11 protein-coding genes are annotated in these 14,001 nt (G+C 37.8%); 3 read left to right on the top strand and 8 right to left on the bottom strand.

What is annotated here, in order from left to right:
• Nucleotides 1–81: 81 nt before the first annotated feature.
• Nucleotides 82–219: a hypothetical protein gene (locus H6G76_RS06135; protein ID WP_190696988.1), complete on the bottom strand. Its 138-nt coding sequence runs from the start codon at nucleotides 217–219 to the stop codon at nucleotides 82–84.
• 796 nt (nucleotides 220–1,015) lie between these two features.
• On the opposite strand from H6G76_RS06135, the gene H6G76_RS06130 reads away from it, so the two are divergent.
• Entirely contained in the window at nucleotides 1,016–1,276 is a 261-nt protein-coding gene (locus H6G76_RS06130) for a chlororespiratory reduction protein 7 (RefSeq protein ID WP_190696985.1), read from the top strand.
• Between the two features lie 145 nt (nucleotides 1,277–1,421).
• Here the strand turns inward: H6G76_RS06130 and H6G76_RS06125 are convergent, their stop codons facing one another.
• Entirely contained in the window at nucleotides 1,422–1,967 is a 546-nt protein-coding gene (locus H6G76_RS06125) for a DUF2854 domain-containing protein (protein WP_190696982.1), read from the bottom strand.
• A gap of 208 nt (nucleotides 1,968–2,175) precedes the next feature.
• Here H6G76_RS06125 and H6G76_RS06120 point away from each other — a divergent pair, with 208 nt between their 5' ends.
• Nucleotides 2,176–2,358 (top strand): hypothetical protein, encoded by a 183-nt coding sequence (locus tag H6G76_RS06120; protein WP_190696979.1) that lies wholly within the window; start codon nucleotides 2,176–2,178, stop codon nucleotides 2,356–2,358.
• Between the two features lie 132 nt (nucleotides 2,359–2,490).
• On the opposite strand, the gene H6G76_RS06115 is transcribed toward H6G76_RS06120, so the two are convergent.
• From H6G76_RS06115 to H6G76_RS06090, 6 genes are all read right to left on the bottom strand, one after another.
• Nucleotides 2,491–2,907 carry a response regulator transcription factor gene (locus H6G76_RS06115; protein ID WP_190696975.1) on the bottom strand — a complete coding sequence of 139 codons (417 nt, stop codon included), beginning with the start codon at nucleotides 2,905–2,907 and terminating at the stop codon, nucleotides 2,491–2,493.
• A 156-nt stretch (nucleotides 2,908–3,063) separates the two neighbouring features.
• Nucleotides 3,064–5,274 carry a polyphosphate kinase 1 gene (gene ppk1, locus H6G76_RS06110; protein ID WP_190696972.1) on the bottom strand — a complete coding sequence of 737 codons (2,211 nt, stop codon included), beginning with the start codon at nucleotides 5,272–5,274 and terminating at the stop codon, nucleotides 3,064–3,066.
• Nucleotides 5,275–5,413: 139 nt separating this feature from the next.
• Nucleotides 5,414–9,523, bottom strand: coding sequence for a carboxypeptidase regulatory-like domain-containing protein (locus H6G76_RS06105; protein WP_190696969.1), 4,110 nt, complete (start codon nucleotides 9,521–9,523; stop codon nucleotides 5,414–5,416).
• Nucleotides 9,524–9,707: 184 nt separating this feature from the next.
• The gene (locus H6G76_RS06100; protein ID WP_190696966.1) at nucleotides 9,708–10,568 is read right to left on the bottom strand and encodes a molecular chaperone; all 861 of its coding nucleotides are present in this window, start codon (nucleotides 10,566–10,568) and stop codon (nucleotides 9,708–9,710) included.
• Between the two features lie 59 nt (nucleotides 10,569–10,627).
• Complete coding sequence (locus H6G76_RS06095; RefSeq protein ID WP_190696964.1) at nucleotides 10,628–11,137, bottom strand: hypothetical protein; 510 nt, start codon at nucleotides 11,135–11,137, stop codon at nucleotides 10,628–10,630.
• A gap of 308 nt (nucleotides 11,138–11,445) precedes the next feature.
• Complete coding sequence (locus H6G76_RS06090; RefSeq protein WP_190696961.1) at nucleotides 11,446–12,042, bottom strand: hypothetical protein; 597 nt, start codon at nucleotides 12,040–12,042, stop codon at nucleotides 11,446–11,448.
• A 457-nt stretch (nucleotides 12,043–12,499) separates the two neighbouring features.
• On the opposite strand from H6G76_RS06090, the gene H6G76_RS06085 reads away from it, so the two are divergent.
• On the top strand, nucleotides 12,500–13,912 hold the full coding sequence (locus tag H6G76_RS06085) for a cell wall metabolism sensor histidine kinase WalK (protein ID WP_190696959.1): 1,413 nt from the start codon (nucleotides 12,500–12,502) through the stop codon (nucleotides 13,910–13,912).
• Nucleotides 13,913–14,001: the final 89 nt, after the last annotated feature.

The following is a 14,001-nucleotide window of genomic DNA, read 5'->3' as shown; positions in this document are numbered from 1 at the left end:
AAATGCTTCAAACTCAGGTTTTGTTTGGGGTATGTACAACCTTACTAAAATGTAGATAGGCTAAGTCCGCCTGAGTTGAAGTTATTGGCTAATGTTAATGGGCGGTTTAAATTTAGCCTGCAACCCTGGTTGAATAAAAGGTAAAGTCGTCCACTGAGATGGCGATCGCCGCATAATAATCTGCTTAAGTACGGAAATTGCAGCATCAGAATACCTCAATCCACAATCCAATTTTTTTGGATAACAGAAGAGTCAACCAACTGCTGTCTAAAAAATTTTAGATAATTACGTTGCATGGAAATCTACTAAAAAGCTAATAGTAATTTTGAGTTGTCTAGTTTTAACTTTGGTAGCAAATCTTATGCTTATATTTCCCTAGTGCTAAACTGTAATTGCTATTTTAGGTAAAACTTCAAACATCCTCTAAAATTCTAGAGTTATAAAGTTACTTTATATACATACTGATAGTATTATCAAGCCCAGTGATAAAGTTACTTTGAACACATAATAAGGATAACTTCAAAAATTATCAAATCTACCTTAGAATATAGCTAAAATCCAATCTGAGGAACGCTAGGCATCTGCTTTGTTTATCTATAGCTCAAGCTTCTATCTCTGCTGTTAGAGGATGTCTGAGAAGTATTAATATAATTTTCTTGATACCTCTTAAAAAGAAGTATTTAAGGGTTTCTACAAGTCTTAAATACAACACAAAAAAATTTTAGACATCCTCTTAAAGAAGAATTCAATAAATTACATAGGGTTATTATCAAGCTAGGTGATAAACTTTATGGTGAAAATTTAGAGAAGCTTAAAAATTTCAGTAAAATTTCTTACCTTAGCCTTGAATACTTATCTATGCTCAAAACATATGGTAAAGTTTCTGAGACATTACTGATTTATTGACTAAAATATATAAAGATAAAATTTAGTAAAGGTAATTGTTTGTCTACCGTTAAACAATTACCTTTAAAATAAACTTCTTACAAAAAAAATAATCTACTCCATTAATACGATGCCAGACTATTTAATGTACCAACAAGATAATTTTGTTGTTTTAGAAACCAATCAACCAGAGCAATTTCTTACAGCCGCAGAATTATTAGAAAAGTTGCAAAAAGTTTTACAAGGAATTAATTTACAGGATTTACCACCAGAATTGCAAAATATCGATTCTGTGCAAGATAAAGCCCAATATTTAATTGACACAAGTTGCGAGTTAGATATCGGCGCAGGACAATATTTACAGTGGTATGCCGTGAGATTAGAAAAATAATTTTTGGTAAGTTTAATTGTGCATAAGATATTTTGAGATGTTTTACTTCTGTATTTACTCGCCCTGTCAATAATTAATAAACCTGCCTAATGTCCCTAACGTCAGTTGTTGATGAGAAACTCATGAACAACTGACTCACCATTGATTATTGACTAGTAATTAAAGCTAATTCAATCTTATTTTCTCCTGGCTGGGTGATTTTAATCTCAACTCCAGGGCCAAAATAGCTAGTCATTTTTTCTTGCTTTTCTTGCCAAACATTAATTGGAATAAAAGGGGAATCAAATTCTAAAATTAACGTATATGCACCATTAGTTTCTTCTTCTCGTAAACCGGTAACTGTTGGCCTGTCTTCATCAGAGGGACTCAGCCCCAAGTAAGTCAGTGCTGTATCGAAGTGGTCATCTTGACCGTAGCAATATCGCGTAATGTCTTTGCGAATTTTATTTTGAGTGACTGTTGCTTGTTGCTGCCGTAAAGATAATACTTGTGGTGTTGTTGCTTGTGTGAAAGGTATGGGTTTAAGTTCATTGGCTTTGAGTGCCAGCCCTCCCAACAATAAAGGAAAACCGTAAAAAAAACCGACGAGATTTAGGGTGGCATTATTAGCAGCATAGGCGATGAAACCGACAATGGTTAATATGCTACCGATGGTTAAACCTAAAGTTCCCAAAGAGATTTGGCGTAACATGAGCTGAAGATAATATTTATTAACACATTAGTTTATTATCATCGGCTATGTGTAACAGATTACGGAAGACCAACCATCCAAAAACCTAGTTTGTCGTTTCTTCGCAATCATTTAGTCACAGGTTTGACAACTTTTGGCTGTTTGATCAAGCTTCTCCCGGTTTTGCGTTAACTTTAAACTGGATATAGTTAACCATGAGACAACAACAATGGATCTACAAACTATCAAAGAAAGAATTACTGCTGTTCAAAGTAAACGAGACTACCTATTAAGCCTCCTGGAACAGCCCAACTTAGGCACTTTGAGAGTAGATGTCAATCAAGCTTTAGAAGAACTAGACGATTTAATTGATGAATATAAACGTACTATTCCAGAAACGGGCAATAATTAAGTAGAGATATAAAAACTGCGTCGGTATAACTCTACGTTACGAGTTATATCGACGCGCCCATATAATCAATATTCCCAAGCTTCCAGAACTGAGCCAAACCTACGTTAAATTGCCAATAACGAAGCCGCAACATTATCCTGCCATTCTCGTATCTCCCCCACGGTGGCCTAGGTGTCTAACCATAGCGATGAGTTCGGTGGTAGGGACATCTTTCTTACAAAAATAATCAAAGTTAGCCATTCCCGTGGTAGGTGAAGAATGAGCATCTTCTACTGAGGAATAAGCAAGTATCTGAGTATGTGGAGAGATGGCTTTAATTTGACTAGAAGCACTCCAACCATCCATGATTGGCATCTGTAAATCTAGAACAATCACATCAGGCTGGTAGCGTTTCACCATTTCTACGGCTTCTTGACCATTACTAGCTAACCCAACAACTTGAATATTTTCTTGACAAGAAAAAGCTAATTGCAGAGTTAAGCGAGTTAGTTCGTGGTCATCAACCACTAGAACGCGTAACGCAGAAGACTCACAGGAGAGCATTAACATTCAAGGGAAAACAAAATAAATTACAACAGTGCTTATAGTTTATGAGAGTAAGTTCCCAGAATTACTCTATCTTATGGTTGAATAAGTGCTGTCTAGTCAACAAATTCATCTAGATAAAGTATTGAAAAATTATAGTTTGCTAAAAAAATTATTTTTTTAGTTATCAGTATAAAAACTAACTTTTTTAGAATCAAGCAAGTTTCCAGCTATACCTGTAGAACGCAGTGCCATATTCATCAGAGTTATTTGTGAATTAGAATCGGCACAATCATCGCAGGGACGGCGTTGTATGTAAGTACCATCACCTTGCAATTCCCAAGCTTGACGGTTATCTGCTAGCATGATTCCGAGAATTTCTTGCAAGTCTTTAGCAATATCTTGGTCTTTAATTGGTGTAATTACTTCCACCCGCCTATCTAAGTTGCGGCGCATCCAATCAGCACTACCAATATAGATTTCTTCCTGAGCATTGTTATAAAAATAATAGATGCGGGAATGTTCTAAAAAGCGACCGACAATGCTGATTACCCGAATATTTTCACTAATGTCTTTGATTCCTGGGCGTAAACAGCAAATCCCTCTAATAATTAAATCAATTTCCACACCAGCACGGGAAGCTTCGTACAAGGTGGCGATGATTTGGGGATCGACGAGAGAATTCATTTTGGCAACAATCCGGCCAGAAAATCCATTCTGAACATTTTCGATTTCACGCTTAATTAGAGATAAAAAGCGATCGCGCATATTCACAGGCGCGATTAATAATTCTCGATAAGACTTTTGCCGCGAGTATCCAGTCAAAAAATTAAATAAGTCCGTAATATCAGCACCTAATTCTTCACGACAACTGAACAATCCTAAATCGGTATATAATCGTGCAGTTTTTGGATTGTAATTTCCAGTGCCGATATGTACATACCGACGCATCCGATCTTTTTCTCGGCGCACTACCATGACGGTTTTGCAATGGGTTTTTAAGCCAACTAACCCATAAACAACGTGAACTCCAACTCTTTCTAAACGCCTTGCCCAGTAAATATTATTTTCTTCATCAAACCGGGCTTTTAATTCTACTAATACTGATACTTGCTTGCCATTTTCAGCCGCAGCAATTAAGGCGTTAACAATCGGCGAATCACCAGAAGTCCGGTAAAGGGTCATTTTGATAGCTAGTACATTCGGGTCATAGGCTGCATGGGTGATAAAACGCACAACCGTAGCTGAGAAAGATTGATAAGGATGATGTACTAATAAATCCTTTTCCTGAATTACTGCAAAAAAGTCTTTGCCTTCTTCCATCTCCATGACATCTGTATCTATACTCGGTTCTCGCAATCTTTGCAGACGCGGAGGAACGACAGACTGACGAGGAGGATCTTTTAATTCCGGCAAAGGCAATGCCATAAAGTACATCAAGTCTCGCAGACCCAATAAACCATCTACTTCATAAACATCGCTGTCTGTTAAGTCTAAATCTTGCAACAACCTTGTCCGGATTGGTTCTGGAGTCTGGGATTGAATTTCTATTCGGACGGGATTACCACCCATACGACGTTTACGTAGTTCCTGTTCGATCGCTAATAGCAGGTCATCTGCTTCATCTTCTTCTAGTGTTAAGTCGGCATCACGGGTAATGCGGAAGGGATGATATTCCTGGATATTCATACCCGGAAATAGCGCATCTAAATTATGCGCGATCGCCTGTTCTAAAGGTACACCTGTCCAGTTTGCTGGTTGCCCATTTTCTTGAATGCCTAACTCTGGTGGTAAAGGTAAAAATCGCGGTAGAACGCTAGGAACTTTGACTCTGGCAAAAAATTCCTCGTCAGTATCGGGGTTTTTGACGACAACTGCCAAATTTAAACTGAGATTAGAAATATAGGGAAAAGGATGGCTAGGATCAACAGCCAAAGGAGTCAAAACTGGAAATATTTGTTCTTCAAAATAATTATCTAAATAAGTCCGTTGTTTTTGATTTAAATTAATATAATCCAGTAGATGAATACGGTGTTGGGCAAGTAGGGGACGTAGAACTTCTTCAAAATGTTGATGTTGTTTGACTACTTGCGGACTCAGGTTCAAGCGAATATCGTCTAGTTGTTGTTGCGGGGTACGACCATCGGGAGTTAACTGAGTAACTTTTGCTTCCACCTGTTGCTTTAATGCTGCAACCCGCACCATGAAGAATTCATCTAAATTAGAACTGAAGATTGCTAAAAACTTTAGTCGTTCTAACAGTGGTGTGCGTGAGTCACAGGCTTCATGCAACACTTTACTATTAAATTCCAGCCAGCTTAACTCTCGGTTGAGATAGTATTGTGGATCGTTTAAATTGATGGGATTGGCGCTCTTTTTTGATTTTGGCATGACGATCTGCGGGTAGCCAGAAGTAGCCCATACGACTGGAGAACAATAAACATAGTAGTGGAAATAGGTGATATACGAGAAGCCGCTTTTTTACAAAAGTCACTATGCTTTGATAAAGTATGCAATCTCTGAAAAAACTTTATTTTTGCTTAATTTCTTTGGCTGCTGTAGAAATTGGTAATTGCAGATTTTGGTCGTAGACGAACTCGTTACGAATAGTTACCTCGCGTTTGGGAAGAGTCGAGCTATTCGCGATCGCCTCTTGAGGCGGAACCTGCAATGTATACTTCCCTGTGGGAACTCCATCAACACGATACAGCCCAAATTCGTCAGTCATAGCTGATAAAACTTCTGTACCAGCGAGGTTTACTAGTTCTACTCGTACATCTGGCATAGGTTGACCTGCAACATCGGTAATTCTGCCGGCTAACCCGTATTCTAATCTGGCGGCAAAATCTAAATTAGTTACACCAGCCATTCCCACCTCAGCAACCCGACTGGTTTTCGGTAAGGTAAGTTCTACAGGTAGCTTTTCTGGGTCAACTTCTACTCGATAAACACCTTCTGGTAAACCGCCGACAAAGAAATTACCACTAGAGTCTGTTGTTGCACCACCAACAGCCTTGTTGTGGTTATTCATGACTCGCACACTAGCACCACTTAAGTCATAACCTTGGTTTTCGCCTTGGAAGATAATACGCCCAGCGATCGCACCACGGTCTTTCCCAACAGAGCTAAAATTACTAGGAACGGCTCGGCCACCAGCAAACGATAAGTCTGATACTAATGATATTGTCAGGCGATCGTCACCAAAGCCGCCAAAATTATTTCTTCTACCTGCAAGCGGAATACCTTGATATTCCACTCTGGCAAACAAACCAGGAAGTACTTGCATAGTAGCACCGACAACTGGCCCGAAATTCCCCTCACTATAAGCTAGTCCCATTCGCCAACTCAGTTGTCTAATATCCAATGGATTATGGTTAAGTGTAGCTGTATAGCGAGTAGCGAAATCACCACCAAAATTGCTACCTAAAGATAGTTGATAACTGCGATTAAAGTCATAGTTTAAATTAGTAGTGTATCTATCACCAAACGTATTCAAAGAAAGCCTAGCAGCACGATTAATTTGATAAAACGCATTAAATAAATATTGCCCTGTAATGTCAGGTCTACCGCTTAAATATAAATTAGAAAATGGTCTTAAAGAGAAAGTGGGTGATATATATTCATTAGAATCACTCCCACTTTTACGGCTACGTGCTAGAAAACCTAACTGAAAATTATTATTAAATCGATAGCTCACTTCTGCACTATGATTCAGAAACTCACTAGAGTTTTTTCCATTACGATAACCTGATGGGTAAGACTGGGAATTAGCAGTAATATCCAATTTGCCTAATTGGATATCTAAATCTGTGTTGTAAGCTAACTTACCAAAAGAATTACCCACGCTAGCAGATAAAACAACAGGATTAGCTACTCGCCAAACTAACCCAGCTTGGCTTTGTAATGCATTGGGTATAGCTTGTAAAGAACCTTCAAAAGTTAAGTTGTTAGAAAGACCTTGACGAACTTGGTAAAAACCTGCAAACTGACCAGCATCAATACTATTATCATCAAACAAAGTATTTTGAGCTAAATTCCCAGTTAAACCAACACCAGCTAATTGAACATTGCCACCTGCTGGTAATAACAAATCAGAAGAATTTATGCGAACAGAACGAATTTCACTAGGAACGCTAAGATTGTTACGATCAAAAATTAAAACCTCAATTTGATTATTTTGACCAACAGGCAAATTAACATCAATAAATTCGTATCTACCATCAAACCCCACTTGTTGCTGCGCCACAACAATGCCAGACACTCTGAGTTGCACAAAACTAGCTGGTGGTGCTACACCTTGGAAAGTTTGTAAAGGTCTAGAACGTCTAGGTAATAGTTCATTAGCACTGTTATTTTGATTAAATCTGTCTGTTGGTATATTTGTATAGCCAACTTGCGCTCCTGTAAGATTAAGCGAATTTAACAGTGGATTGATGCCAATTTGTTGCCGCCCAACTTGATAAAGGAATCCACCATTACGTTTATAGTAAAAATATTCAGATAAATCAGGAGAATTTTCAAAATTATTATTGACACGTACACGCCATAAGCCACCTGCTAATCTGCCACCCAGCAGTGTAGAACTTTGTAACCTTACATCTCCTGAGTTATTAACAATATTTAACTCTTGTCTGAAATTAGAAAATCCATTGTTAGGAGCAAATACATCTGGTTGTAACTTAACTGTTTGGCTAGTATATTCAGTACTATTGTTGCCCCAAGGCAAGTCAATAATTAAAGCTAAATCTAACGAGTTAAACTCTATTTTTGAAGATAATTTTTCCCGTATAACAGTATCACTAATATAAGTAATACCTTTAATATTTTGAATATCATTATCACCAAGACTAATAACACCTAAAGGTGTGCTTAATTTTGTCTTACCGTCTTTGATTTCAACGGTAAAGTCAGCAAGTTTAGCAAAGTCTTCTAACGGCAATAATAAAGTATTCCCTTGACGTATAACATCTAAGTTGCCGACCTCTCTTCTATTGATGATTACCCCAAGCAATAAATTTTCTAAGTTTGAACTTGCCGTTTGAGTGAAAGTTATTCGTGAACCATTATCTACATTTAATATACTCGTACTGACATCTACCCCTTCTTTCTGAGGCTGTACTTGGGAAGGTTGAGTTTTTACAGGTTTTTGAGTTGATGCAGAAGTAGTATTACTAGCAGTTTTTTGTGGAACCTGTGACTGAGGCGGTTGTTTCGTTAAAAATGCGCCTAAATCTTCCGATTTTTTTGTTGTATTGCTGTTAGTTGAAACTTCATCAGGGACATTAGCAACTTTTTGTGGAACTAATGAATGAGGTGGTTGTTTCGTTAAGAAAGGGGCTAAGTCATCAGAATGTATTGCAGTTTCATTAAATGCAATAGTAGTATCATGATTCTCCTGAAGTGCTTGTTTAGCCAAAAAAGTTCCGAAATCATCAGCAGTTTTAGAAGTATCATTGGTAACAACTTCCGAAATTGCTGTAACAGTTTGCGATCTTTGTTTAGCTACAAAAGTTGCTAAGTCTTCTGGTGTTCTTGTAGCGATTGTAACTGGATCTGAGACTGTTGGATTTTGACCCTGTGAAGATTGTTTGGCCAAAAAACCAGCTAAGTCTTCCTGGGTTTTGGCTGCATCACTATTTCTGGCAACTTCAACTTTAGTAGCTTGTGCCTTTAATGGAGACGGTTGTTTTAATCTTCTTGAGTCAGTTTCACTTGTGGCAACTTTAACAGGCGTTGTAGTCTTTTTACGTTGAACTGATGACTTTGGTTTAGTTTTGTTCTCTGGAGTTTTTGCAGCAACCTTAGCAGGCGTTTTAACTTTGTGTTGAGTAGAAGACTGTAGCGGTTGTTGTTCTGCGGCTGAGTTGTCTGGTGTTGTTGCAGCAACTTTAGCCGGTGCTTTAACTTTATGTTGAGTAGAAGACTGTAGCGGTTGTTGTTCTGCGGCTGAGTTGTCTGGTGTTGTCGCAGCAACTTTAGCCGGTGCTTTAATTTTATGTTGAGTAGAAGACTGTGGCGGCTGTGGTGTTACTTGAGATCTGTCTGGTGTTGTCGTTCTATCATTAATGAAAAATTCAATACTGGCTTGGGTATTTATAAGTTGAAATTCAGACTGAGTAGGCTGTTCTGCTGACAAAGCTACTAGCTTATCTGGCTTTGCTGAATTTTCGCTGGTAGTAGCAACTTCAGAGGGTGCTTTGATTTGTTTGCATTTAATCAGTTGTTTAGTCAACAAATCAGGAGATTTTTCTGATGTTGCTAAACTTGCACTAGTGGTAGCTGTTGTGTCATCTGTACATTTATTAATTTGTTTGGTTAATAAATCTTCTGACTCATCTGATGTTTGTGCAATTTTATCAGTTAAAGAAACTTCAGAGAAGGTTGTAACTGTTTTATTTGGCAGAACTTCTGCTTCTTCATCGGAAATACCTTCAGCAGAAAGTTCCCATTCTTCTAAGCCATTTGTGGAAAACTCAGCAGATGGTGTAGTTTCAGGTGGAATAGGAGTAGCTACCGTATGCCGCGCAGTTTTATACGCTGGGTTAGCACTATTTTTATCTGGTGCTGTAATAGGAGTATCTTGCGCTGGTAAAGTTGCGACTTCTGCTGGTGGTAAAGGCGGTGAAGCTTGGTAGATCATATTTGAATACACACGCTGGTATGACAGCCTAAAAAAGTTCTAGGCTGGAAGTTAATTGCAGAGACAGACAAAATAGCTTAAAAACTAAAAAATTTAGCTGAAGAAAAGACGAAGTATCTACAATATCAGGAGCGGTTAAAAGGCGACTAAAAGAGTAAAAGAGTTAGTCTTAAAACTGTTGTATTTACTTTGCCACTGTAAAGGTAATACCCTTATCAATTGCAGTAGCATTCAAATTTCCATCAACATCTAAGACGTATTTACCAGGTGGTAATTTTTTGCTGATGTTAAGTATCAATTGACGGCGAGTACCAGGCAATACAGGATTTGAAGGTAGCGAGCCTGCTTCTAACAAACCATCTGGTAATTGTGTTTTTTTCGATTGTAAGTTAGCGATTTTTTTAGTTACACTTGCGCCAGGATATTTATTAGCAGGCCAAATTCCATATTGTCCGTTCAACCGGACATAAGCATTACCTTGGCTGGAAATATCAAATGCTGCTTTTACAGGAGCAGCTTTTGTGTCTACTATGATTGAATTGAGCACACCAACTCTTTTAATGTCACCAACGTAGCCGTAAACAGCAACACCAAAACGCCCAACAACTTTAACAGCTACTGTTGCTTTCGGATCGATGATTTCGTTGTCAGAGGGTAATTCTTCTATGAAGATAAAAGCTCGATGCTCACCTGGATTTGGCTGAACACGAGGACGAACAGCAAAGCGTACTGTTTGAGTTTGACCAGGAGGAAGAGTGAACTGAACTGGATTAACTATAATCCATTGAGCTAGTGACTGTTCGGTTGAAGATATAGGCTGAGTTTCGTTTTTTTCATTTAATGTCCAGCCTTGAGTATAAACTCTAAATGTGGCTGGTTTCGAGCCGTTATTTAGTACTTTAAAAACTTGAGTGTTTTGCTTTTTTTGCCCAAGATTTAATTCAAATCTTGGCGGACTAACACCAATTGATATTGCTGATGTCGGGCAAGATGCCAAAACAGATAGACCGACAGCAGCTAGAAGACTTATAGATATTTTTCTCATAACTTAATACACCACTTTGCTGTTTCTATTTATGAAATTTATATTAACTAGTTACCTTGTCATTCTGTTACTCTTATGATTAGGTTTCCCAAATAACTACCAGATGCTTTTATGGCTGATAAATTAAATTTAAAAGTAGCTGAACCTTGCACAATAACTTTACCTGAGTTGGAACTATTTCCCTTAAAACTTGGTTTTGTTTCATGAACAAGTTCAACAGGGATTTCAGATGATGGTTGATGAGTGTTAATTACATTTGGGAATTCATAAGTTACTGATAAATTATTCTCGCTTCCCTCTGTAACTTCTACCTCCCATGTAATTGTGCGGTTGATTTCTTTATGAAGATTAGGTGGCGTTGAGCCAAATGAGCCAACTATTTGGACAACTTGACCTTCAACAATTTCTGATAGGGGAATTTGTAAAGGTTCATTGGTGATTTTTAGGCAACCATCTGTAACACTCTCGCTACTGCCACAAACTATTTGAGCTTTTGCACTACCAACATTGCTAAGTTGGAACATACAAAGTAAAGCTGATGCTATACCAAGACAAACTTGCAGCTTCATCAAATTTTTTATTAGGTAATTTATAAAACGATGAATTTGGCAATTAAGTACAACTAGAGCAATAGTAATATTTCATCTTTTTAGCAAACAATTATCCTAAAAAGGTAAAGGCTGCCTCAGCAGCCTCCAGTGTTTTAGCCTGCTGAGGCAGGTTGAGTTAACATAAAATCTGTGGAGGAGATATTAATAAAATATTGAAGATACACCACAGAGAAATTAACCAAGCAAAATTATCTTGCTCTAAATCAGTCTTAACTGCCATTTTAATAACACAGACTGAAGTAAGTTTAAAGATTAAGTCAACTTACTTATTCAGCAGTAGCTGTGATTGTTAAAACTCCTCCCGTGTGAAGTCCTGACTCTTGAACTCCCGCAAAATTGAAAGTAAAGTTTAATGTTTTCTCTATGGCCTCAGCATAATCTAAACCAGGCGCATCGTCTGCGATTCCTGTCGCATTGTTACCTGTAACAGAAACGGTTACTGTCGAACCGTTTATACCTTTTGTCAAATCATTGCCGTTATAACTAATCTTATGGCGAATTTTACCAGTACCGCCACCTAGTCCCCAAAACCTATATACAGGAACATTTTCGTAAGTTTTGTTTGTAGAAGTTAAACCAGGGCCAGTAATACCACCAAGAGATTGAGATATAGTAGGTGAGGCTAAATCTCCTGTTACATCAGTTTTAGCAGATGTAAATGTGCCTGAGGTATTACCTCCTGTTAAATCTGCAATTGTTGGTTTGAATGTGATAGTATCGTAAGTCTCTAAAAACACTACATCTGGAACTACTACCTCAATTTTTACACCATAGTCAACAGCTTTTGCAGGTGTAGATAATAAGGCGCTTGCGAGAGCGGCTGTGCTGAGACTGAATGCAGCTAGAAATAAGTTTTTTTTCATGGTGACTATATAAATGAATCTTGGGGATAAGATTACAAAATAAATCTATCCTTGTAGTAAAAATGGCACATCAGAAAAACCACTAAAATTTGTAAAGTTTATATATATATAGACTGGTAAAATCACTAGATAGACACATTGTTGTCCAACAGAATGTTATGGTTATTTTTCACTAATTAAATTGCTATAAAGTTTTCAAAAAAATATTAAACCGTAAAATTACTATTAGTATTACCTATGTTTTGCTTTTGAAATGAAGTAAGTTATTAGTTAAGCCCTAATTATTTAAAATAAGTTTTTAAATGATGAAGTGGCTACATTTATGAACTCAGAGTATGCTTTGCTTATTTATTAATTAGAATAATTATTTTGGTATAATATTCCGTTTATTTACTATATTTTTATTTAATAGTCCTTGTTAATGATAAATCTACGTAAGTAGCTCTAGTTTGCAAGTATGTTTCAAGCTACTCGCCGTCGTCTCGCTATTTGGTATACTGCTGTAACTGCGGTGTTACTGTTACTGTTTGCTAGTGGTGTGTATTTGTATGTCCGTAGTACTTTGGTGGAGCGGATTGATGATACCCTTAATCATGTGGTGGAAATTGTAGAGCGATCGCTTGTCATCGAATCAGTGAATAACAATACTGACAAATTCCGCATCAATGTAGAAGCCAGTTTTCCCAACAATGCTCAGAATGCGGACGATGACCATATCGACTTAGAATGGTTTAGTCCTACTGGTCAACTGCTGTGGTCAACTTTATCAGAACCTCTCAATATCCCCATTCACGGTAATCATACTGGCGAAACAGTCCGAATAGCTAAACAAGACCAGTGGGGAGACTCAGAATTATCATTGCGTCAAGTAACACAGCGTGTGGAATTTGGACGACAAGTATTAGGATATCTGCGTGTAAGTCATCCTTGGTTTGAAGTTACCAAACCCAGCCGCCAGCTACTTATAGATTTAGCCTTGGGTATTTGGTTAATGTTACTATCTGTAGCTGCAAGTGGCTGGTTTCTTTCTGGTAAAGCAATGGAACCTGTAGGTGAATCTTACCAACGTCTCAAGCAATTTACTGCTGATGCTTCCCATGAACTGAGAAGTCCAATTGCTTTGATTCAAACTAATGTGCAGGTTGCACTGTCTGAATTGGAATTAGTAGAAACAGAAGCTAGTACTTGTTTTAACTACCGCCAACAATTAAAGGTAGTGGAACGGCTGACGCAACGTTTAGGTAAGTTAGTTAATGACTTACTGTTTTTAGCACGACAAGACAGTGGTATTAGTAAAGTTGATTTTTCGCATTGTCCTTTAGATGCTTTGCTTATGGAAGTTGTCGAAGAACAGCAACTGTTAGCTAAGGAAAAGAGTATCAATCTAAATTTAGAGTTAGTTGACCCTCCTACTGCCGACACTAGTCCTGAATTGCTAGAAAATTGGTTTACAGTATTAGGCAATTGGGATCAACTGATCAGACTATTGACAAATTTAATTGGTAATGCATTACAGTATACTCCCACAGATGGAAAGGTAAATGTGGAATTGGCACGCCTAGAAGGAACTAATCGCGTGTCGAGAATGCGTACCAACACTGCTCAATTACAAATCAAGGTGAGTGATACCGGTACTGGTATTCCCTCAGAAGCACTACCACGTTTGTTTGACCGCTTTTATCGGGTAGATCCTGCACGTACTCACAAAAAGAGTGAAAGTATAAGCACAGACAAAGCTACTGGTTCAGGATTAGGGCTGGCGATCGCTCAAGCTATTGTCGAACATCACCAAGGACAAATTCAAGTTGAGAGTACCCTTGGCAAAGGAACGACTTTTATTGTCACTCTACCCATAACTCTAGAGTCTTAAATTTTATTTTTTTGTTTCTTGTGAAATTAGTCAATTTTTCAACAAAAAGCCTGTTTGAGATAATCATCCGCAAACAGACTTGACTTTTT

The sequence above is a fragment of the Nostoc sp. FACHB-152 genome, assembly GCF_014697475.1.
In the GTDB taxonomy this organism is placed as follows: domain Bacteria; phylum Cyanobacteriota; class Cyanobacteriia; order Cyanobacteriales; family Nostocaceae; genus Nostoc_B.
This window is presented reverse-complemented; position numbering and strand designations above follow the sequence as displayed.